Source organism: Acetobacter sp. DmW_125128, assembly GCF_008704325.1.
Classification (GTDB): Bacteria; Pseudomonadota; Alphaproteobacteria; order Acetobacterales; family Acetobacteraceae; genus Acetobacter; species Acetobacter oryzifermentans.
In genome coordinates this window covers 80125-102442 of sequence record NZ_VHOP01000049.1, presented here as the reverse complement: position 1 = coordinate 102442, position 22318 = coordinate 80125, and the positions used below count along the sequence as shown (strand labels likewise).

19 protein-coding genes are annotated in these 22318 nt (G+C 53.5%); 13 read left to right on the top strand and 6 right to left on the bottom strand.

What is annotated here, in order from left to right:
* Nucleotides 1–174: 174 nt before the first annotated feature.
* Together FKW19_RS13360 and FKW19_RS13355 are read left to right on the top strand one after the other, a co-directional pair.
* Nucleotides 175–1488 carry a type III PLP-dependent enzyme gene (locus FKW19_RS13360; RefSeq protein ID WP_193561113.1) on the top strand — a complete coding sequence of 438 codons (1314 nt, stop codon included), beginning with the start codon at nucleotides 175–177 and terminating at the stop codon, nucleotides 1486–1488.
* Between the two features lie 47 nt (nucleotides 1489–1535).
* A complete protein-coding gene (locus tag FKW19_RS13355; RefSeq protein WP_193561115.1) occupies nucleotides 1536–2324 on the top strand; it encodes a YfdX family protein in 789 nt (262 codons plus the stop codon).
* 58 nt (nucleotides 2325–2382) lie between these two features.
* Here FKW19_RS13355 and ccmB read toward each other — a convergent pair whose 3' ends face one another.
* Both ccmB and ccmA read right to left on the bottom strand, forming a co-directional pair.
* Entirely contained in the window at nucleotides 2383–3051 is a 669-nt protein-coding gene (ccmB, locus tag FKW19_RS13350) for a heme exporter protein CcmB (protein WP_006115092.1), read from the bottom strand.
* Nucleotides 3048–3794, bottom strand: a complete 747-nt coding sequence (ccmA, locus tag FKW19_RS13345; RefSeq protein WP_089179753.1) for a heme ABC exporter ATP-binding protein CcmA — start codon at nucleotides 3792–3794, stop codon at nucleotides 3048–3050. Before ccmA ends, ccmB begins: the two co-directional genes overlap by 4 nt.
* Nucleotides 3795–3985: 191 nt before the next feature.
* Between ccmA and acnA the strand changes: the two genes are divergently transcribed.
* From acnA to FKW19_RS13325, 4 genes are all read left to right on the top strand, one after another.
* Entirely contained in the window at nucleotides 3986–6679 is a 2694-nt protein-coding gene (gene acnA / locus FKW19_RS13340; RefSeq protein ID WP_089179752.1) for an aconitate hydratase AcnA, read from the top strand.
* Between the two features lie 64 nt (nucleotides 6680–6743).
* Nucleotides 6744–7505: an amino acid ABC transporter ATP-binding protein gene (locus FKW19_RS13335; RefSeq protein ID WP_003624594.1), complete on the top strand. Its 762-nt coding sequence runs from the start codon at nucleotides 6744–6746 to the stop codon at nucleotides 7503–7505.
* Nucleotides 7502–9061, top strand: a complete 1560-nt coding sequence (locus tag FKW19_RS13330; protein ID WP_089179751.1) for an ABC transporter substrate-binding protein/permease — start codon at nucleotides 7502–7504, stop codon at nucleotides 9059–9061. Before FKW19_RS13335 ends, FKW19_RS13330 begins: the two co-directional genes overlap by 4 nt.
* Nucleotides 9062–9272: 211 nt before the next feature.
* Nucleotides 9273–10187 carry a LysR family transcriptional regulator gene (locus FKW19_RS13325; protein ID WP_089179750.1) on the top strand — a complete coding sequence of 305 codons (915 nt, stop codon included), beginning with the start codon at nucleotides 9273–9275 and terminating at the stop codon, nucleotides 10185–10187.
* 6 nt (nucleotides 10188–10193) lie between these two features.
* Here FKW19_RS13325 and FKW19_RS13320 read toward each other — a convergent pair whose 3' ends face one another.
* The 3 genes from FKW19_RS13320 to FKW19_RS13310 are packed head-to-tail and all read right to left on the bottom strand — an operon-like array spanning nucleotide 10194 to nucleotide 13082.
* The gene (locus tag FKW19_RS13320) at nucleotides 10194–11162 is read right to left on the bottom strand and encodes a hypothetical protein (RefSeq protein WP_063354720.1); all 969 of its coding nucleotides are present in this window, start codon (nucleotides 11160–11162) and stop codon (nucleotides 10194–10196) included.
* Between the two features lie 43 nt (nucleotides 11163–11205).
* Nucleotides 11206–12489 (bottom strand): AAA family ATPase, encoded by a 1284-nt coding sequence (locus FKW19_RS13315; protein ID WP_063354719.1) that lies wholly within the window; start codon nucleotides 12487–12489, stop codon nucleotides 11206–11208.
* Nucleotides 12486–13082, bottom strand: coding sequence for a hypothetical protein (locus FKW19_RS13310; protein ID WP_089179749.1), 597 nt, complete (start codon nucleotides 13080–13082; stop codon nucleotides 12486–12488). Before FKW19_RS13310 ends, FKW19_RS13315 begins: the two co-directional genes overlap by 4 nt.
* Before the next feature lie 233 nt (nucleotides 13083–13315).
* On the opposite strand from FKW19_RS13310, the gene rimP reads away from it, so the two are divergent.
* From rimP to rbfA, 5 genes are read left to right on the top strand one after another with little or no spacing between them, the layout of a single operon-like run.
* Complete coding sequence (rimP, locus tag FKW19_RS13305; protein ID WP_006115085.1) at nucleotides 13316–13921, top strand: ribosome maturation factor RimP; 606 nt, start codon at nucleotides 13316–13318, stop codon at nucleotides 13919–13921.
* Between the two features lie 30 nt (nucleotides 13922–13951).
* The gene (gene nusA / locus FKW19_RS13300) at nucleotides 13952–15496 is read left to right on the top strand and encodes a transcription termination factor NusA (protein WP_003624601.1); all 1545 of its coding nucleotides are present in this window, start codon (nucleotides 13952–13954) and stop codon (nucleotides 15494–15496) included.
* A 13-nt stretch (nucleotides 15497–15509) separates the two neighbouring features.
* Entirely contained in the window at nucleotides 15510–16160 is a 651-nt protein-coding gene (locus FKW19_RS13295) for an RNA-binding protein (RefSeq protein WP_035352270.1), read from the top strand.
* On the top strand, nucleotides 16157–18826 hold the full coding sequence (infB, locus tag FKW19_RS13290; RefSeq protein ID WP_006115083.1) for a translation initiation factor IF-2: 2670 nt from the start codon (nucleotides 16157–16159) through the stop codon (nucleotides 18824–18826). Before FKW19_RS13295 ends, infB begins: the two co-directional genes overlap by 4 nt.
* A complete protein-coding gene (rbfA, locus tag FKW19_RS13285) occupies nucleotides 18823–19287 on the top strand; it encodes a 30S ribosome-binding factor RbfA (RefSeq protein WP_006115082.1) in 465 nt (154 codons plus the stop codon). The genes infB and rbfA overlap by 4 nt, the downstream gene beginning before the upstream one ends.
* 4 nt (nucleotides 19288–19291) lie before the next feature.
* Here rbfA and FKW19_RS13280 read toward each other — a convergent pair whose 3' ends face one another.
* On the bottom strand, nucleotides 19292–19744 hold the full coding sequence (locus FKW19_RS13280) for an Lrp/AsnC family transcriptional regulator (RefSeq protein ID WP_006115081.1): 453 nt from the start codon (nucleotides 19742–19744) through the stop codon (nucleotides 19292–19294).
* A 128-nt stretch (nucleotides 19745–19872) separates the two neighbouring features.
* On the opposite strand from FKW19_RS13280, the gene alr reads away from it, so the two are divergent.
* A complete protein-coding gene (alr, locus tag FKW19_RS13275) occupies nucleotides 19873–21018 on the top strand; it encodes an alanine racemase (protein ID WP_089179748.1) in 1146 nt (381 codons plus the stop codon).
* Nucleotides 21019–21048: 30 nt separating this feature from the next.
* Nucleotides 21049–22308, top strand: coding sequence for a D-amino acid dehydrogenase (locus FKW19_RS13270; RefSeq protein ID WP_089179747.1), 1260 nt, complete (start codon nucleotides 21049–21051; stop codon nucleotides 22306–22308).
* The last annotated feature ends 10 nt before the right edge of the window (nucleotides 22309–22318 follow it).

The window sequence follows — 22318 nt, the reverse complement described above, 5'->3', positions numbered from 1 at the left end:
AAAGAGGCATGCTTTCTTGCAGGAACAAAAAGTTAACTCTGCATGCGTTTGCCAAAAACGAGCGTAAATGCCGTGTATAAAGCTTGCCTTGTCTTATCGGGCATGATGGCCAAGTGCCATGTTTTTTTGTTTTTTGAATGTTTTTGACTTGCACTTGTTGCGCTTTGGCCTCATATGCACGCCCCTACGCAGCAACGCACGTGCCACTGGCCCTCTGAGGTTACGCAACGACGTCAAGCGTTCTGGCAATCGGGATGTTTCGTGCATCTGCCTTTGGTCGCTGGTCCGTTAGACCGTTTCGCAACGTCCTTCTCCGCGCTGTTCAGGCGGAGGAGCCTGATCTGGGGGAGTGGGGATATGAATCCCAAAATCACCCGTTTTCTTGCCGAGCAAAAGCCGGCAACGCCTTGTCTTGTTCTCGATGTGGATGCCGTAGCAGACCGCTATCATGCATTGGGCAAAGCTTTGCCGCAGGCTCGTATTTACTATGCCGTTAAAGCTAATCCAGCACAGCCTATTCTGCGGCGGTTGGTTGAGCTTGGCTCCTGCTTTGATGCCGCTTCGTGGGAAGAGGTTTCCCTATGCCTGCAGGCAGGCGCCAGCCCGGATGCCATTTCCTTTGGGAATACGGTTAAAAAGGTTTCTGCTATCCGTGCTGCTTATGAAGCCGGTGTGCGGATGTTTGTTTTTGACTGCCGGGAAGAGCTGGAAAAACTGGCTGCACACGCACCGGGAAGCCGCGTTTATTGCCGCCTTCTGGTGGATAATTACGGGGCAGAATGGCCACTTTCCCGCAAGTTTGGCACTACCGTCGAATCCGCCAAGGAACTGATGCTGGCAGCCAGAGAACTGGGGCTGGATCCGTATGGGCTTTCCTTCCATGTGGGCAGCCAGCAGCTTTCTGCAGAAGCTTATGAGGTTGCCATTGCCCGTGCGGCGGCTCTGTTTACAGATTTAAGTGTTGCCGGGCTGGATTTGCGCATGGTCAATCTGGGGGGCGGTTTTCCCATCCGCTACCGGGATGATGTGCCCGAAATCGATCACTTCACTACGGCCATCTTCCGCGCCATGACAGAGCACTTTGGCAATGCATTGCCAGAAATGTTGGTGGAACCTGGTCGTTTTATTGTGGGTGAAGCCGGTGTGGTGCGCTCGGAAGTTGTGCTTGTCAGTGCGCGTGGGCGTAAGGATGGGCTGCGTTGGGTATATCTGGATATTGGGCGGTTTGGCGGCTTGGCGGAAACAGAAAACGAATCCATTCGTTACGCGATTCGCACCAGTCGGGATGGTTCTCCAACAGGGCGTGTGGCGCTGGCCGGGCCAACCTGTGATGGTGCGGATATCATGTACGAGAAAACGCATTACGAACTGCCGCTGGACTTAGCTGCGGGGGAACAGGTTGATCTGCTGGGGGCCGGTGCTTATGTCTCCACTTACTGTGCAACGGGGTTTAATGGTTTTGCGCCATTAACCGAGCATTATATCTGATCCGATGTGAGGGCAGGCCAGCCTTGTGTTTGCCTGCCTTTGCTTTCGTGCTTTCTCGCTCAACAATTAGAACGCAAACAAGGCCATTATGGATGGCGTTCAGAAAGGGAGAAATCATGAAGAAAACGGGTATGCTGTTGGGCGCTCTACTGGCAGCAACAACGGCTGTTGCGCCAGCATGGGCACAGCCGCAGGCAGCATCTACGGCCGCTGTGCCTGCAACAAATGCTGCAACATCTGCGGCAACGCAGGATTTCGGCCGCCTTTCAGACGATGGGAACACAGCGTTTGAAGAACTGATGCTGGCACGCCGCGCCATTTTTGATGGTGATCTTAAAGGGGCTAAAACCCTGATTACAAGCGCACAGCAGGCGTTGGATCGGGCACGGGCCGATAATACTGCTTTCCAGAAAGCAGAAGCTGAACTGATGCCGGTGAAAACTAAGCAGGCTCAGACAGCTAAAAAAGGCACGGGCAGCACTACGCCTGTGGCTTGGTTGCCGATTGATGGCGAACTGGTTCTGGATGAAACAGTTGAACCCACAACAGAAAAAAGTGCAGCTGTTGCCGCGGCCAACCGTCATCTGCGTGCAGGTGACCCGGATCGCGCTTCTGAGGTGCTAAAAGTTTCTGGTGTGGATGCAGATTACGTCATTGCTGCTGTGCCGCTGGAACAGACACGGCAGGACGTGAACCACGCTGCACAGTTCATCAAGAACGATCCGTACAAGGCAAGTGAAGCCCTGCGTGATGCGGAAAATTCTGTGCGTTATGCCTCTGTTGATATTCAGGCTGTCAGCCATCAGCAGACGACATCTGGCAATACATCTAAGTAATTTTGCCAAATATGCTGCTGTTATGGCCTATTCAAAGGGCCATAACAGCAGATGCGTATTATTCTGCGGCGGCCCTCAGCCCAGCACCGGCTGCCAGCGGGCAGAGTGGGAGAGCCCCCACCACAAAGGCTGCCAAAAGTTCCAAATCTGGTTGCCAAGGCAGGCCGGTTGATGCGGCATCAATAGCCGCGGCCCCAAAAATTAGCGCAGGTGTTGCCAAAGGCAACGTAAGCAGTGGTAGCAGCACACCGCCGCGTCGTGCGCCCAGCACAATAGATGCGCCCATCCCCCCAATCAGAGATAACACAACAGATCCAAGGAAAAGCCCGGCCAAAAGCACAGGCAAGGCAGAAGCTGGCAAGCCCAGCATGGTGGCCAATGGTACGGCGGCCAAAAGCAGGGGAATGCCTGTGGTCAACCAGTGTGCAGTTATTTTGGCTAAGGCGACAAGGGAGGCTGGAACGCCCAGAAGTAGGAGCTGATCCAGTGATCCATCTTCAAGCTCCGCACCAAATAGCCGATCTAGTGGCAGAAGAGCGGCCAGCAGGGCGCAAACCCAGATAATGCCGGGCGCCATATGGCGCAGCAATTCTGGGGAGGGGCCAAGAGCAAGCGGGAACAGGGTGGCCGTAACGATAAAGAAGAGAATAGCCCCCATTGTGTCTGCCCCATGCCGGAGGGCAAGGCGCAGGTCACGCCCAACAATGGCCCAAAACAGCCCGATCATGCGTCATCCTCCTGCTGGCAAAAGGTGGAAGCAGCCGAATCGCCCGCGCCCGGCAATGTAAGGGGCTGCACGTTTTCTAGCGGTAAGGGCACATGTGTGGTGGCAATCACCAACCCGCCTTGTTGCCTATGTGCTGTAAGGGCTTGTCCTAACAGGGTAATGGCATTGGTATCCAAGCCAAGGCTAGGTTCATCCAGCAACCATAAAGGCGCATTGGCCAGCAAAACACGCGCAAGCGCCGTGCGCCGTTTCTGTCCAGCAGAAAGTAGGCGGGCTGGCAGATTGGCAAGTGGCAGCAGATCCATGGCCTCAAGGGCCTCCTGCATGTCACCTTGGCCTGCACGTGCGAATAATGCGAGGTTTTCGGTTACAGTCAGCCCCGGCTTAAGCGCATCCTGATGTCCCAGATAGGCCACTTGGCTGGCATGGGCCGCGCGATCTGCAAAAACCGATTCGCCATGCCAGAGCAACTGGCCGGAATCGGGTTTGCGTAGGCCCGCCAGAACGCGCAGCAAAGTGGATTTTCCTGCACCATTAGGGCCGGTTAGCAGCATGGCGGCTCCGGCTTCCATCTGAAAGCTGACACCATCCAGTACCAGTCTTTCCCCACGGAAAACACAAAGATCCTCAGCATAAAGTGCCGGAAATGCACCAGTTACAGGCCTGGTTGGGGCAGAGTGCCCGGCAGGGAAAGGACTGTCGGCGATAACACTTCTCCTTATTGTTACCGTGCAAGGCCGCAAAAGCCGGGGTGCTCGCGTTCTCGTGGTCGCTCCCCGCCTTGTGCCTTTTCCAACTGCCGGTATGTTCTAGGCCCAACGGGATATCAAGCCGGTTGCCCGGCAGATCAGGCAGGCACTCGGCGCCGAATGGCATGTTTACGGTGTCCTGAACGCATCACCAGCCATCGGCTGTGATCGGGGAGAGAGCGATTATGAAAACGGTTGGGCACGATAAGCTAAAGACAGGCCGCACCCTTGAGGTTGACGGCAAGACCTACCATTATTTTTCCATTCCCGAAGCGGCAAAAACCATTGGCGACGTAAGCCGCCTGCCGGTTTCGCTGAAGGTTCTTCTGGAAAATATTCTGCGGTTTGAAGATGGGCGCTCCTACAATGTAGATGACGCCAAGGCCATTGCAGGTTGGTTGCCAAAAGGCAGCAGCAGCAAGGAAGTGCCTTTCAAGCCTTCACGCATTCTGATGCAGGACTTCACCGGCGTGCCGGGTGTGGTGGATCTTGCAGCCATGCGCGATGGGATTGTGAGCCTGAAGGGGGACCCGCAGAAGGTGAACCCAATGGTTCCGGTCAACCTTGTGATCGACCATTCCGTGATGGTGGACTATGCAGGCACAAAAGAAGCGCTGCAGGAAAACATCACCCTGGAATTTGAACGCAACGCAGAACGTTATGCCTTTCTGCGTTGGGGCCAGGAAGCTTTCGAAAACTTCTCTGTTGTGCCGCCAGATACGGGTATCTGCCATCAGGTGAACCTGGAATACATTGCCCAGGTGGCATGGACCGCCAATGTTGGTGGTAAGGAATACGTTTACCCGGATTCCCTTTACGGCACAGACAGCCACACCACCATGATCAACGGTCTGGGTGTGTTGGGCTGGGGTGTGGGTGGTATTGAGGCTGAAGCCGCAATGCTGGGCCAGCCCATTGCCATGCTGATCCCGGATGTGATCGGCTTTAAACTGACAGGCAAGCTGCCAGAAGGCGCAACAGCTACCGATCTGGTGCTGACAGTTACCCAGATGCTGCGCAAAAAAGGCGTGGTTGGTAAGTTTGTTGAGTTCTTTGGCCCGGCACTGGACCATCTGCCGGTTGCTGACCGTTCAACCATTGCCAACATGGCTCCGGAATATGGTGCAACTTGCGGGTTCTTCCCGGTTGATGCGCTTACGCTGGACTTCCTGCGTCAGACTGGCCGCGATGAACATCGCATTAAGCTGGTTGAAGAATACCTGCGTGCACAGGGTATGTTCCGCACGCACGAAACACCGGAACCCGTCTTTACGGATGTTCTGGAGCTGGATCTCAGCACGGTTGTGCCGTCTCTGGCAGGCCCCAAGCGTCCGCAGGACCGCGTGGAGCTGAAAAGCGCCAAAACTGCGTTTGAAAAAGAACTGACCAGCTCTTTGGGTGTAGCCGCCAACGATGCCAATAAAAAGGTGCCGGTTGCCGGAACAAACTATGATCTGGGGCAGGGCGATATCGTTATTGCCGCCATTACCTCATGCACCAACACATCCAATCCGGCTGTGCTGATTGCGGCTGGTCTGGTTGCCCGTAAAGCACGCGCTCTGGGCCTGAAGCCTAAGCCTTGGGTGAAAACCTCTCTGGCTCCGGGGTCTCAGGTTGTTACGGATTACCTGAACCGTTCTGGCCTCACGACAGACTTGGATGCCATGGGCTTCAATACCGTTGGGTATGGTTGCACCACCTGTATCGGTAACTCCGGTCCGCTGCCTTCCCACATTGTGGATGCGATTGAAAACAACGACCTGGTTGCTGTTTCTGTCCTGTCTGGCAACCGTAACTTTGAAGGCCGTATTTCCCCCAACGTTCGGGCCAACTATCTAGCAAGCCCGCCGCTGGTGGTTGCATATTCCCTTCTGGGTACCATGCGGCAAGATATTACAACGGAACAGCTGGGCACATCCAAGGATGGCAAGCCAGTTTACCTGAAGGATATCTGGCCCACCAATAAGGAAATTGCAGACCTTATTGCTTCTGCCATCAGCCGTGACGAGTTTATCAACCGTTACAAGAACGTGTCCAAGGGCACAAAAGAATGGCAGGGCCTGAAGGTTGCTACGGGTTCTGAAACCTATAAGTGGGATCCAAAATCTACCTACGTGCAGGATCCGCCGTACTTCAAGCATATGGACGTTGAGCCTAAAGCTCCCGGCAATATCGAAGGTGCGCGTATTCTGGCCCTGCTGGGTGATAACATCACAACCGACCATATCTCTCCGGCTGGTTCCATTAAAAAGGATTCACCGGCTGGTCGTTACCTGATGGAACACGGGGTTGAACCGAAAGACTTCAATTCTTACGGCTCCCGTCGTGGGAATGACCGTGTGATGGTGCGTGGTACTTTTGCCAACATCCGTATCAAAAATGAAATGTTGCCGGGTACGGAAGGTGGATATTCCAAGCACTTCCCAGATGGGAAGGAAGGCGCCATTTACGATGTGGCCATGAAGTATAAAAAGGAACATACTCCGCTGGTGGTCATCGGTGGCAAGGAATACGGCATGGGTTCTTCCCGTGACTGGGCCGCAAAAGGCACCCTGCTGCTGGGCGTAAAGGCCGTTATTGCTGAAAGCTTTGAGCGTATCCACCGTTCCAACCTTGTGGGCATGGGCGTTCTGCCGCTGGTGTTCAAGGATGGCACAACCCGTAAGACCCTTGGTCTGAAGGGTGACGAGGTGATCAGCATCAAGGGTGTTGATAAACTTTCGCCGCGCATGGATGTAATTATGACAATTACAAGAAATGACGGCTCCACGCAGGAAGTACCACTGCTTTGCCGTGTCGATACTCTAGACGAAGTCGAGTATTATAGGCATGGTGGCATCCTTCAGTACGTCTTGCGAGGGATGACGAAAGCTGCCTGAGAACCATTTCGTTCAAGGTGAACGTCGAGATGCCGACCCGGTACGCACCGGGTCGGCGTTTTCTGTGGAAGACCCAGTCGTTTTGAGTGCGGAACATCTGCACAAAAATTTCGGCGAAGGGGATGTCCTGTGTGGTGTATCCATGCAGGTGCGAAAGGGTGAGCTGGTTTCTATTATTGGCCCGTCCGGTTGCGGGAAATCCACTTTTCTACGGTGTTTGAATTTTCTGGAAATTCCCGATAGCGGTAAGATAACCGCCATGGGGGTGACCATAGAGCGCAAAGATGCTGTCTGGCGTCGCGCAGATGAGCATATGGCACACCGCTTGCGCACCCACGTGGGCATGGTGTTCCAGAGCTTTAACCTGTTTCCTCATCTTACAGTTCTGGACAATGTTCTACTGGCCCCCCGCGTGGTTAAGGGTGAGGGCGGAGAAGTTGAACGTGCCGAGGCTATGGCTCTGCTGGAAAAAGTAGGGTTGGCGCGCGTGGCGCAACGTTACCCAGTTTCGCTTTCTGGCGGCCAGCAGCAACGCGCCGCCATTGCACGCGCTTTGGCCATGCGGCCAGAAATTATGCTGTATGATGAACCCACATCAGCGCTGGACCCGATTGTTGCGGAAGAAGTGCTGGGAGTAATGCGCACCCTTGATGATGAAGGGATGACGCAAATTATCGTCACCCACGATATGCGTTTTGCCCAAGTGGCATCGGATACCATTGTCTATATGGATGGTGGCCATATTGTTGAATCCGGCCCGCCGGAGGTTCTGTGTGTGAACCCGGCCCATGAACAGACACGCCGCTTTTTGAGGACACTTCTGTGAAACAGAACGCACAGCATTGCCCGCCACGCCTTTGGGGTTTGTTTTTGCGCTGTGTTTGTCTGCTGCTGGCCGCAAGTTGGCTGAGTGCTGGCGCGCATGTGGCATACGCACAGGAAGAAAAGCCGATTCGCTGGGCTGCGGATGCTTCATCAGACGTACCCTATACCTTCCATGATCTGAAAGATCAGGACAAGCTGACCGGGTTTGAATACGACCTGATGCAGGAGCTGGGCAAGCACATGGGTGCGCCGCTTCAGTTCGTGCAGAATGATTGGGATGGTCTTATTCCCGGCTTGCAGCGTGGCCTGTATGAAATGGTCATCTGTGGCATTGAAATGACAGATGAGCATGCCGAAGGTATTGATTTTTCAAATCCATATTACATCACATCCGAACGGATTGTGGTGCGGCGTAATGGCCCGCAACTTAAAAATCTCGCGGATCTGAATGGTCATGCCATTGGCACAATCAAGGATACGCAAGCTGAGCGTATCCTGACGGAGAACGCCAAGGTTCAGCTTCGGACATATGATGAAGAAACCGATGCATTCATGGATCTGGCGAATGGTCGCACGGATGCCATTCTGATTGATGGCCCCATTGCCAAATATTACGGTGATACCAACCCAGCCTTGCAGGTGGTGGGTGAACCCATTGGCCGTGTAGAATATGGCATAGCTTTTGCCAAAGGGCAGAATGTAGCCCTGCGTACAAAGGTGAATGCCGCCCTGGCAACCATGCAGCATGATGGTACGCTCCATCGCGTATTGCTGCGGTGGGATTTGTGGACGCCAGAAATGGCGCAGTTCACCAATGATCACACCACGCTTAACGTTACGCCTGCGGCGTGGAACGCATATGTGGCGGAGCTGGAAGGTAAAGGCGGCTGGCGCATTAAGCTGGATCGCTATGTTGGGTTTCTGCCGCAGTTGGCAAAAGCCGCATGGCTGACTCTGCTGGTTTCTTTGTGTGCGATGGTGCTGGCGGTTGGAGCGGGTTTGGCGTTGGCGCTTTTGCGCCTGTACGGCCCTACACCGCTCCGCTGGTTGGCGACCACATACGTGGAAGTGGTGCGCGGCACCCCATTGCTGATTCAGGTTCTGTTCATTTTCTACGGCTTGCCTGAATTTGGCATCAGCCTTACCCCCTTTCTGGCTGGCGTTGTCAGCTTGGGTATGAATTATGCGGCGTATGAAGCCGAAAACTATCGCGCAGGCCTGCAATCTGTGGCGCATGGGCAGATGGAAGCTGCTTTGGCTCTGAATATGACGCACGCTCAGGCATTGCGGTACGTGGTTGTGCCACAGGCTTTCCGTCTGGTTATGCCTGTTATGACCAACGACTTTATTTCGTTATTGAAAGATTCGTCACTGGTTAGCGTGATCACGCTGACAGAATTGACCCAGACTTACATCCGCCTGTCTTCTTCCTATTTCGACTATTTCGGAACAGGGCTGATGGTAGGCGCAGCCTATCTGTTGCTGGGGCTGCCTTTTGTGCGTCTGGCACGTATGGCAGAAAAAAAGCTGGCACAACCGCATATGCGCCGCCGGTAAAACTTGTTTGGGATATCTGTTCCGTCATGCAAGACAAATGCAAGTGCATCTGTCACATGGCGGAATAGAGCCTGACGGATGTTGTGCGACCTGCCAGCTTGTTCCAAAATTGCCGATAAATCAGGAATACGCGCAACATTAGATACACTTCTTGCTGGTAAGAAGTTGTAATGTAATGTCCGCGTGTTCACAGGAACAGTGCTGGACTTCAATGGATCTTCTTTCCGCGCTTCACAGCTTTGTTCGCGTTGCGGCTACAGGCTCGTTTTCTGCCGTCTCGCGTGAGACAGGTGTTAGTCAGCCCACCATTTCCCGCCATATTGCGTTGTTAGAGGCGCATTATGGTACAACTTTGTTTGCGCGCACCACGCGCAGCCTTACCATGACGGAAGATGGCAGAAGCCTTCTTCCACATGCTTATGAAGTGCTGGAAATTCTGGAAACGGCAGAAACAGTGCTGGGGCGCCGTCGTGCTTCTGTATCTGGTTTGGTACGCCTGGGGGTAACCACAGCTTTTGGATTGTGTCTGACACGCCGGATAGGGGAGTTGCTAGAAAGGCACCCTGATCTGGCTATTGAAGTTGTTATGCGTGATGCATTTGGTGATCTGGTAGAAGAAGGGCTGGATCTGGCTGTGCGGGTAGGGGATATAGCCGAGGGTTCTCTTATTGCCCGTAAACTGGGCGTTGTGCGCAAATGGTTGGTGGCCGCACCATCTTGTCTGGCCCGCTGTGGCACGCCAATGCACCCGCGTGATCTGCCTGAATATCCGGGAGTCGTATATAATTACGGCTCTAGTCGGTTGGATTGGAATTTTGAGCGGGATGGTGAAGAAAGCGTAATTGCACCATCAGCTGTTTTCCGTGCTAATAGCAGTGAAGCTGTGTTGTATGCAGTGGAATCTGGATTGGGCATTGGCCTGTTGCCAGAGTTTCAGGTGCGTGAGGCTGTTGCCGATGGTCGGCTTACTCGCCTGTTTGTAGATTGGAATATTCCTTCCCTGCCATTCTATGCTGTGCATACTGGCCCACGTACAATCCCCCTGCGCACCCGGACAGTTCTGGATTTTCTGATAGAAGTTTCCGCAGATCTCTTGCGGGAAGGTAAGATGCATCAGGCCGTTTAACGGTTTTTAACCGTGGAACGCCGGATCTGCCGATACAGTTGTGGGTAGAGCAGTATCCGGTAGCTTGCTGTCAAACCCTTGGCGCAGATAAGGGCTCCATCCGCGTAGCCATGCGTTGGTGCGGCGGACAAAGTCTGACACAGCAGACGAATCGGACATACCTGCGCGAGACCAGTTTTCTGGCGCACCTGGTACGATTTTACTGCCAGCTTCCGCCGGGCTTGTCAGCATGTGAACACTCATGAAATCCACACCGGGGCCGGATTTGCTTTTTTCAATCCGATTCCAGCCGGCATCCACCAGAACGGGGGGCAGATCAAAGCCCATACCTGTCAGGCGCTGCACAGCAGGGGGAATAAACATGGGGCTTCCCAGTAAAGCCTGTAATGCGGGGTTGGATGTCAGAAAAACGTTATTCACTACTCGAATAGGGGATGTCATCCAGCATTCTGTATGCGTGCCATCTTGCGGGAGGGCTTCTGACATAAAGTTAAAGTTGCTGTGGCATTCATCCTGCACAAGCTGCGTATCTGTAATAGGCAAAGATTGCGTGGTGGCCTGAGCAACCAGTAAGCCTGTTACAATGCCTTGTTCAGAACGCACATAAAGCGATGTCAGAATTTCCCCGTGTGCAACATCATCCTGATAATTCAGGAGAGGGTGCCATTTACCCGCAGGTAAGGGAAGCTGGCGGCCCGCAAAAGAAAGCGTACCTTCAAATTGTGCATCCATAGGGGGCGCGGAAACGGTGCGCCGATCTTCATCCGGCCGAAGTGCATCTTCCGACGAATCGGCAGAAGGTGCACCAGCAGGCAGCATATGGCTGATTTTGGATGTAAGTTTTGCATAAGCTGGCAAGCGTGAAGTTAGCCAAGGGGCAGGAAACATCACGGAAAACACACTGCATGCGCCAGCGGTAAACAGCGCTACACGCCAAACAGGAGCGCGTTGCCACAATCGGGTAAAAGCAGACATGCAGAACAGCCTTGTGCCGGAATAATAAACAGTAAAGGGCCGCTTATGGGATCAGGCGCGCATGAATGCCATCGCCTTCATCCGTGCGGTTGTCCGCCACTTTTGCAACAACTGCACCATCATCTTCCTTTACCAGCCGCACCATATTGGCGCCTTGCTGGCGGGCTACAATCAGGGATTCGCTGATCATATCTTCAATCGAACGCACCAGATCTCGGGCAGAGGCAGCATCTCCCATGCGGCTCTGGCGGCGCATAACGTCCATTAGCAGAGTGGCATCAATACCGCCGGTTTCCACTTTCAGGCCGTAGCTTTCAATCATGGTTTCAATTTCCAGCGCGGCCACGCGGGCGATATCCAGCCCCTGTAGCGGACGGAAGATAAAGATACGATCCAACCGGTTTAGAACTTCCGGCGCAAACCCAGCCTGACGCAAGGCTTCTACCGATTCGGCGCGCATACGGTCTGGGTCATCATGTAGGCGGTCTGCAATTTCTGTTAGTGCATCTGTTGCAATGTTGGATGTCAGCACAAAAATTGCGCGCACGGTAGAAATCTGTTGCCCGGTAGAGGCCTCGGTAATGTGCCCATCGTTCCATGCTGTCAGGAACTTTTTGAACACATCCGGATGTGCTTTTTCAATTTCGTCCAGAAGCACAACAGCATCCGGCTTTTCCTTCAGGCCGCCAGTCAGCTTTCCGTAAGTGTCTGAACCCACATAACCTTTGGGGGAGCCAAATAGCTGGGTTGCTGCGTGGGGGCTGCTCATCTGTGTCATATCAAAATGCAGCAGGGGGCGTTCAAGTTGGCGGGCAAGTTGTTTGGCCAGATAGGTTTTGCCTGTGCCCGGAGGCCCGGCCAGCAGAAAAATACCTACTGGTTTCCCGCGTACCTGCAAGGCAAGGCGGCGGCGCAACTGCGCAGCCACATCTTCGCATACTTGATCCTGCCCAATAACGCGGGCGCGCAGGTTGGCTGCCAGTTCTTCCGCATCAATGGTGGTTTCACGCTGTTCGCGCGCCATCATTTCTTCCAGTGCGGCGCGGTTGGTCAGTCTGGCAAGAACGTCCATGATGAATCCCCGTCGGCGTAAAAGCCCTTTGCGCGCCAGCTTCTCGGCGCGTGTTTCAAACAGCAGCCCTGCTACTGTAAGTATAATGCCACTTACGGCCAAAATCGGCCATGCTGGTGCGCACCACTGCAAAACATGCGTAATGGAATGCAGGGAAAGATGCAGGCTGAGGGCAATCTGTATGCTGGCAAGCACCAGAAAGATCACCATCATCAACGGCATCAGCCGGTTTAGGGCGGGTAAAAGTCCCTTCATTGCGCAATCACCGTTAGTGGCAGAGTATCCCCTTTATACATAATCGGCAGTGTTTGTGGGCCGAATACCGTAATGGCACCGCCTCCAATACCAGTAGGCCCGGGGTCTGATGCCGGTATGATATCAACATTGCCACTGATCGTAATGGGTAGAATGACGGTTTGCGGGGTGGGGGACAAATGCACTGTATGGTGCCACGGCCCACAAATAAGCGTAATTGTGCCTCCTGCGCCTGTGGCATCGTAAACAGGCATGGCCACTAAGCGAATGTCTCGCCGTTTGATACCTGCCAGAATATCTGCCTGTTCCTGTTCCGTATAATCGGATTTGGCAAGCGCTTGAGCAGCTTTTTGCGAGGCAATTAGCGTAAGGGGGATTCCCATACGGTTGGTGCTGTTATCATGATCTTGGGTGTTGTTTTCTGCCGCAGGGGTGGCGGTATTTCCGTGCCCACCGCCCATAAAATGCACGCCAGCTCCCGCCATGATAACGCATGTTGCCAGCCCAATCAGAGCCATACGCACGCCAGAAGGTTTATCTGCTGCCTGTGGCTGCGGTTGTGGCTTCCATGCGGGTTCTGGCTCTTTGTGCATATTGAAAGGTCAGCCCTTGCAGTGTGGAGGATGGCAAATATGTCGCAATAGGGTTAATAAAAGCATGTCCGGTGTGCCCTGCAATGTGCAATTTGCATCCAGCCCGTAAAATTGTTTTTTATAAAGGGTAAAGATTTGCATGGCGGGCAGTAGCTTTATTCTACCCTTGCGGTTTCACTCCACATCCCTTACATAAAGAGCCATCCTTCTCAATTTGTTTTACGTTTCGGGGGGTGGCCTTGACGGCCGCCTTTTTTGCATTGGATACAGACCTTTCTACTCACTCTGGCCTAGAAGCCCGCGTTGCTGCGCTGATAGCCCCTGCCGTTGAGGATATGGGTTATGAGATTGTGCGTGTTGCTGTGCTGGGGCGTGAGCGTCCGACCGTGCAGATTATGGCGGATCGCAAAGATGGTTCCCTGATTAATGTGGAAGATTGTGAGCGGATCAGCCACGCGGTAGGTGCCGTGCTGGATGTTGAAGACCCCATTCCTGGGGCGTGGACGCTGGAAGTTTCCTCTGCCGGAATAGATCGGCCCCTTACCCGTGCGAAGGACTGGAACCGCTTTGCCGGGCACCAGGCCAAGGCAGAAGTTCTGCTGCCGGTAAATGGGCGCCGCCGCTTTTCTGGTGTGGTTCTGGGGTCTGATGGAACTGTTGCGCGGATGCGTCTGGATGATGGCACGGAAGTTGCCTTGCCGCTGGAAGAACTCCGGCGTGCACGGCTGGTGCTGACAGATGCTCTGATTGAAGCTAGTGCCCGTATGGTGCAACCTGCGCCCGGCACTGATCCCGCCCAGAAGAATGATAACGATTCTTCCGGGCCCAAGGTGCATTGATAAAGCTGCCTGTTTTGGAGAGCTGAGAGTATGGATACCTCTGTTTCCCGTCCTGAACTTTTGCTGGTTGCAGACGCTGTCTCGCGCGAGAAAGGTATTGAGCGTGAAGAAGTGCTGGAAGCCATGGAACAGGCGATCCAGAAAGCCGGACGCGCCAAATATGGGCACGAAAAGGACATTCGTGCCACCATCGACCGCAAGACAGGTGATGTGCGCTTGTCCCGTTGGACGGAAGTGGTGGATGAAGTGGAAAATGAAGATACGCAGATTGCGCTCTCCATTGCCCGTAAGTTTCGCCCAGAAATTCAGGCAGGCGAATACCTGATCGATCCGCTGCCTCCGATTGATTTTGGGCGTATTGCCGCGCAAACCGCCAAGCAGGTGATTGTGCAGCGCGTGCGTGAATATGAACGCAAGCGCCAGTATAACGAATTCAAGGACCGCGTAGGTGAAATTGTAAACGGCACCGTTAAGCGGACCGAATACGGCAATCTGCTGGTTGAAATTGGTTCGGCAGAAGCGCTGCTGCGACGTGATGAGTTGATCCCGCGTGAAACGTTCCGTAACTCGGATCGCGTGCGCGCCTATATCTACGATGTGCGTGATGAGCCGCGTGGACCGCAGATTTTCCTTTCTCGCACGCATCCGGCCTTTTTGGCCAAGCTGTTTGCGCAGGAAGTGCCAGAAATTTATGATGGCATTATTGAAATTAAAGCCGTTGCGCGTGATCCTGGTTCTCGCGCCAAAATGGCCGTGATTTCTCGTGATGCGTCTATCGATCCTGTTGGGGCTTGCGTTGGTATGCGTGGTTCCCGTGTGCAGGCCGTTGTGGCCGAATTGCAGGGCGAAAAGATTGATATCATCCCGTGGAGCCCGCAGGCCGCTACTTTTGTAGTGAATGCGCTGGCGCCTGCTGAAGTCAGCAAGGTGGTGATGGATGAAGAAGCCGGTCGCGTAGAAGTGGTTGTGCCGGATGAGCAGCTTTCTTTGGCTATTGGCCGTCGTGGGCAGAATGTCCGTCTGGCTAGCCAGTTGACGCGTTGGGATATTGATATTCTGACAGAAGCGGAAGAATCCGAACGCCGTCAGGAAGAGTTCCGCCGTCGGACAGCGCTGTTTGTTGAAGCGCTGGATGTGGATGACGTAATTGCGGGTCTGCTGGTCACGGAAGGCTTCCATTCCATCGAAGAACTGGCTTTTGCAGATCCAGATGAGCTGATTGGCATTGAAGGATTTGACGAGTCGGTCGTTCAGGAGCTGGTTCAGCGTGCTGAATCTTACCTCGTTCAGCAGGAACAAAAGCTGGATGATCGGCGGAAAGAGCTAGGTGTTGTGGACGATATTGCCGATATGGGCGTGTTTACAAACCAGATGCTTGTGACATTGGGTGAAAAGGGTGTAAAAACCTTAGACGACCTTGCAGATCTGGCCGGTGATGAACTGGTTGAGATCTTGGGCACCGATGCCATTGAGGAAGATGCCGCCAATGAAATCATCATGGCAGCACGTGCTCATTGGTTTGAGGATGAAAATCAGCAGCCTTCCGATACCAAGGAAGGTGAGGCCAACGCCTGAGGCCTGATATAAAGTGGGTGGTGATTTCTTGCCAGAAACAGAAGAGAAAGGCAGCCTTCGGAGGTGCGCGGTAACGCGTGAAGAAGGTGAACCTTCTTTAATGATCCGGTTTGTGATTTCACCATCTGGTGAAGTGGTGCCTGATCTAGATGCACGTCTGCCGGGGCGGGGAATATGGTTGAGCCCCCGCCGGGATGTGATAGAACAGGCGCGTGTTCGGGGCGTTTTTTCACGCGCCGCACGCCAACAGGTTAAGGTGCCGGAAGATATAGTAGCCCGTGTAGAAACAGGACTGCTCCGGCGGATGAGTGAACTTGTAGGGCTGGCTCGCAGAGCTGGTCAGGCTACAAGTGGATTTATGAAGGTGCGGGAATGGCTGGTGCAGCGTAAAGCTGCCATTGTTGTTCATGCACTGGATGGAAGCAGGGAAGAGCGGGAGAGGCTGGTTTCCGGCCAACGCGATATTCCTGTCGTTGAGGCGTTGTCATCTGAAGATCTGGCAAAGATTTTTGGGCGGGAACGAGTGGTGAACGTGGCGCTTTCAGCCGGAGGGCTGGCACAGCGCTTACGTTGTGAGAATAAGCGTTTTACGGGGGTTGCTGAAGGCGGCCCTCGCATGCCCCGGACCTTTCCGGCGCATGGGTGTGAACAGGCGGGTCAATGAGCGAAGGCAAGGATCAGGATCAGGGTAAGGGGCGTTTGTCCCTTCGGCCGGCAGGGCGTTCGGAGGTCGGACGGACGGTTGATGCCGGGTCCGTGCGGCAGAGTTTCAGTCATGGCCGTTCCAAGGTTGTGCAGGTTGAAGTGCGCAAAAAACGTGGTGCCGGCCCGGGTGGTTCTGGCGGACGTGCCGGTGGAGCGCGCGGTGGCGGTCGTACGCTAACAGCCGCTGAACTGGCCATGCGTCAGCGTGTGCTGGCGGAACAGAAAAAAGCAGCGGAAGAAGCCGCCCGGCGTGAAGCCGAGCAGCGCGAAGCTGAAAAAATCCGTATTCTTTCGGCTGCTGAAGAAGCGCGCCGTAAGGAAGAGGAAGATAAGCGCGCGGCTGAAGAAGCCGAAGCAGCAAAGGCTGCCGCTGAAGAGGAAGAGCGTAAATCACGCATTGATTCCATTCAGCCTATCGCCGTGAAAGAGCCAGTTGTTTCGGCTGTGCCCATTCCGGGTGAAGTCACACTGGCTCCGCCGGTTGGGCGCCTGCGTCCGTTGGCTGAACGTGCAATTATGCCCGCCAAGCCGCTGAAGCCTGTTCCCTCACGCTCTCAGCCTGCTGAAGCTAAGGAAAAAGAACCAGCGGCAGCGCAAACACTGCGTCTGCGTAGCGGCCGTGACATGGAAAGTGACGATGCGCCGCGCCGTGGTGCATCTCGCAAGGCGCCACCTGGTAACCATCGTAAAAGTGGTGGTGGGCGTAAGTCCGATGTTGGTGGTGGCCGTCGTGCAGGCCGTATTGACGTGCAGGCTGCGATTGAAGGTGATGATGATAAGACGCGGTCACTCGCATCTGTCCGTCGTCAGCGCGAGCGTGAACGCCGTCAGGCTGAACTGGAACGTTTGCGTTCCGATCAGGTGAAGGTTGTGCGTGATGTGGTTCTGCCGGAAAACATTACCGTGCAGGAACTGGCAAACCGTATGGCTGCCCGTCAGGGTGAAGTTATCAAAGCGCTGATGAAAATGGGCGTGATGGCAACAGTTACCCAGACGATTGATGCAGATACAGCAGAACTGATTGTTGAAGAATTCGGCCATCGCGTGCGCCGTGTTTCTGAAGCAGACGTTGAACTGGGGATTGAAGGTGTGGAAGACGCACCAGAAGCTCTGCGTCCGCGTCCGCCAGTTGTTACAATCATGGGTCACGTTGACCACGGTAAGACATCTCTGCTGGATGCTCTGCGCACAACAGACGTTGCGGGTGGAGAAGCAGGCGGTATTACCCAGCATATTGGGGCTTATCAGGTTACTCTGCCTTCCGGCTCCAAGATCACATTCTTGGATACCCCGGGCCATGAAGCCTTTACGGCTATGCGTGCTCGTGGTGCATCCATTACGGACGTGGTGGTGCTGGTTGTGGCGGCTGATGATGGTGTTATGCCTCAGACGGTTGAAGCCATTAAGCACGCTAAGGCTGCAAACGTGCCGATGATTGTTGCTATCAACAAGATCGACAAGCCGGGCGCTAAACCTGACCGGGTTCGTCAGGAACTTCTGAGCCACGAAATTGTGGTGGAATCCATGGGCGGTGACGTTCAGGATATCGAAGTTTCCGCTCTTAAACGCACTGGTCTGGACAAGCTGGAAGAAGCCATTCTTCTGCAGGCAGAAATTCTGGAACTGAAGGCCAACCCAGATCGGGCTGCTGAAGGTGCTGTTATTGAAAGCCGTCTGGATCGTGGTCGCGGCTCTGTTGCTTCTGTGCTGGTGCAAAAAGGTACGCTGCATAAAGGCGATATCGTGGTTGCGGGCACCGAATGGGGCCGGGTGCGTGCTCTGCTGGATGATCGTGGCCGCCAGGTTACGGATGCAGGACCTTCCATGCCGGTTGAAGTGCTGGGTCTTTCTGGTGTGCCATCTGCTGGTGCTCCGTTCGTGGTGGTTGAAAACGAAAACCGCGCACGTGAGATTTCCGAGTTCCGTCAGCGTAAGCTGAAAGAACATCAGGTGGCTGGTCAGGTTGCTGCACGTGGCACGTTGGATCAGATGCTAGCCCGTATTCAGGCGGGTGATCAGAAAGAAGTTTCTGTTCTGATCAAGGCAGACGTTCAAGGTTCTGCGGAAGCTATTCAGACAACAGTGCTCAAGCTGGCAAATGAAGAAGTGGGCGTTCGCGTTCTTAATGCTTCTGTTGGTCAGATCACGGAAAGCGATGTGCAGCTTGGTAAGGCATCGGATGCAGTGATTATTGCATTCAATGTGCGTGCCACAGCACAGGCGCGCCAACTGGCGCAGCGCGAAGGTGTGGATATCCGCTACTATTCCATCATCTATCAGGTTGCTGATGATGTGGAACAGCTTGTGCGCGGTAAGCAGGCACCTAAGCATCGCGAAAAGTTCCTTGGCTATGCCGAAATCCGCCGTGTGTTCGAAATCAGCAAGGTGGGCAAGGTGGCTGGTTGTTACGTTACAGAAGGCGTTGTCAAACGTGGCTGTGGCGTGCGTCTGCTGCGTGACGGCGTAGTGGTTCATGAAGGTGATTTGAGCCAGCTCAAGCGTTTCAAGGACGATGTGAAGGAAGTCAGCAAAGGTTACGAATGTGGCCTTTCCTTTGCAGGCTACAATGATCTGCGCGAAGGCGACGTGGTGGAATGCTTTGAAAGTGAGCTGGTTCCAGCATGAGCCGTAAGAACGGATCAGGCAGTAAAGTAGCAGGGCCGGCGGGGTATCTCGCCGGTCTTGCTCCATCTGGCCCATCGCAGCGTCAGTTGCGGGTAGGGGAAGAAGTGCGGCGTGTGCTGGCTGAAGTTTTTGCACGCACCACGTTTCGTGATCCAGATCTGGTAGATGTTGCCCTTACGGTAACAGAGGTGCGGCTTTCTCCAGATTTTCGTCACGCAACGGTTTTTATTACTCGTTTGGGGCGTAGTGATGTTGCTGAGCTTCTACCTGCGTTAAAGCGGGTGGCTCCGTGGTTAAGAACACAGCTTGCGCATAAAATACGTGCGCGTACTGTGCCGGAGCTTCATTTCCAGCCAGATACAGCGCTGGATACGGCCATGCATATGGATACACTGCTGCGCTCACCCGAAGTGCAGCGTGATTTGGGCGCTTCCTCGGAAGATGAAGAACCGGAAGACTAATCGTTCAGTTACATTTGCCCTGCTGCACAACGGGGCGAATGGCAAAATTGCTTTGAATACGCACAACACCGGGCATGCGGGATAATTCCTCTTTGTGGATACGTTCGTAATCCTGCATGTCTCGGGCTTCTACGCGTAGTAGATAGTCGGCATCACCTGTCATTAGGTAACACTCCTTAACATCGGCACATTCCTTGATGCGGCTTTCAAAACGCCGAAGGCATTCTTCTGTCTGCTTCTCCAGCGTGATCTGCACAATAATCGTGGCAACTGCTGGGCTTTTTTGCCGGGTAATAAGGGCGCGGTAGCCTTGTATGGTGCCCTGCTGTTCAAGCATGCGCACGCGGCGCAGGCAAGCAGAAGGCGAAAGGCCCACTTTTTCAGCCAGTTCAGCATTGCTTAGGCGGCCGTTATGTTCAAGGTGCCGTAAAATAGCTTCTGTTACACGGTCTGGCATAATCTGCCTTTTGTGGGCTGATATTGAAATTTTATTCTAAAATATAGGAAAAATAATATATTCTGCAACACACAGACAGGATATCTTATAAAATACCTGTTAAAATTCTGGAATCGAAACAAATAAGGGTGGCGGTTGTGAATACTGTTTCGTCCTCAGCTAGAACACTGTGGCCAGCATCTCGCGCTGGGGCAGTTCTTACGGTTAATCTATCCGCCATTGCTGAAAATTACCGTTACCTTAAAGGCCGATTGGGCAAAACAGTTTGCGCCGCAGTGGTTAAAGCAGATGCCTATGGGCTGGGTGTTGCGCAGGTGGCTCCCGTTTTGGAAAAAGCGGGTGCAGAACATTTTTTTGTTGCACACGTAGATGAAGGACTTGCTCTTAGGCCCTATCTATCTTCCACAACATCGGTAACGGTGTTGCATGGCCCTCGGCCAGATGCAGCTGAAGTTTGTGTACGCAATAATTTGCGGCCTGTTCTGAATAGTTTAGAACAGCTTGCTGTTTTGCGAGAGCTGGCAGCCAAAATAGATAAGCCGCTGGATGTGGCCATTCAGCTTGATACGGGCATGTCTCGTTTTGGCCTTTCAGAAGCTGATATCCATAAACTGGCAGTATCTCCAGAACTGCTGGAAGGCTTATCCGTCAGCTTGGTGATGAGCCATCTTGCTTGCGCAGATACTCCAAAAAACCCAGCAAATACCATGCAGCGTGAACGGTTTGAGGTATATGCACGTATGCTGCCCAAAGCAGCTTTAAGCCTTTCTGCCTCATCTGGCATTTTTCTGGGGTCGCAGTTTCAGTTTGATCTCGTGCGCCCTGGTGCGGCTTTATATGGCGTGGCACCACAAAATGAGGGTGAGAACCCACTTAAGCCAGTGGTTGGCCTGCAAGCCCATATTCTGCAAATTCGCCATTTATCCAAAGGGGATCGGGTAGGTTACGGGCTGACATGGCAGGCTCATGGTCCGTGCCGTGTTGCCACCATTGCAACTGGTTACGCAGATGGCTTTGCCCGTGCAGGGGCTGCAGCTGGCTGTGCTTGGTATAAAGGGTATCGGCTGCCAATTCTGGGCCGCATTTCTATGGATTCCATGACTGTTGATCTTTCTGAAGTGCCCGAAGGGTTGCTGGAGGAAGATAGCATGGTGGAACTTTTAAACGCGTCTTACGGCGTGGATGCTGTAGCCAAAGCAGAAGGCACAATTGGTTACGAAGTACTGACATCTCTGGGGCGGCGTTATCACCGTGTTTACACAACGGCTGCCTGAACAGTTTACCCAACAGAAAGATAAGCAGAAATGAAAATTCTGGTTCTGGGAAGTGGTGTTGTAGGGGTTACATCTGCCTGGTATTTGGCCAAGGCAGGGCATGAGGTTACAGTGGTGGACCGCCAGCCGGAAGCTGGTATGGAAACCAGTTTTGCTAATGCGGGGCAGGTTTCCCCCGGTTATTCTGCGCCATGGGCAGGGCCGGGTGTGCCGCTAAAATCCATTAGCTGGTTGATGATGAAATATCGGCCATTTGTGTTTTGGCCAATGCCAGACCCGCATTTGTGGAAATGGCTTTTACAGATGTTGGAAAACTGTACGGCTGCTGCGTATGATCGCAATAAGGGCCGTATGGTTCGGTTGGCAGAATATAGCCGTGATGTGATGCAGGATTTACGATCCAGCACAGGCATTACGTATGATGACCGCCAGCAGGGCACGCTACAGGTTTTTAGAACCCAGAAACAGCTTGATGCAACAGCCAAGGATATTGCTGTTCTTAAACAATACAATGTGCCCTACGAACTTTTGGATGTAGAAGGTTGCGTGGCTGCCGAACCAGGTTTAGCCGCATCTCGCCAGAAGATTGTAGGTGGTTTGCGTTTGCCGGGTGATGAAACCGGAGATGCCTTTAAGTTCACACAGCGTTTGGCCAGTATGGCGCAGGAAGCAGGCGTGAAGTTTCTGTACGATACGGTTGTGCGCCGCATTCGTTCAGAAAGTGGGCGTGTTACGGGTGTAGAAACGTCTCGCGGTGTATTAACCGCAGATTCCTATGTGCTGTCATTAGGCAGTTTTTCTCCCGCCCTTCTACGGCCTTTGGGGATTGATCTTCCAGTATATCCTGTAAAAGGTTATTCTTTAACAGCATCTATTCAAAATGCAGATGCTGCGCCGGTTTCTACTATTATGGATGAAACATTCAAAATTGGTATTACTCGGCTGGGAGACAGAGTGCGTATTGGGGGCACCGCGGAATTGGCTGGTTTTAGCCGCCGTTTACGTAAGCCACGGCGTGAAACGCTGGAACATTCCGTAACAGATTTGTTTCCTGGATGTTGCGATGTAGAGCAGGCGCTTTTCTGGACAGGGCTGCGCCCAATGACTCCAGATGGCACACCAGTTATCGGACGCACAGGCTTGGATAATCTGTTCCTGAACACTGGGCACGGTACGTTAGGGTGGACTATGGCATGTGGATCTGGCAAAGTTTTGGCGGATCTTATGTCCAACAAAAAGCCAGATATTGATACGGCTGATTTGAATATCTTCCGTTATCGTCAGTCATAATTTCATTATC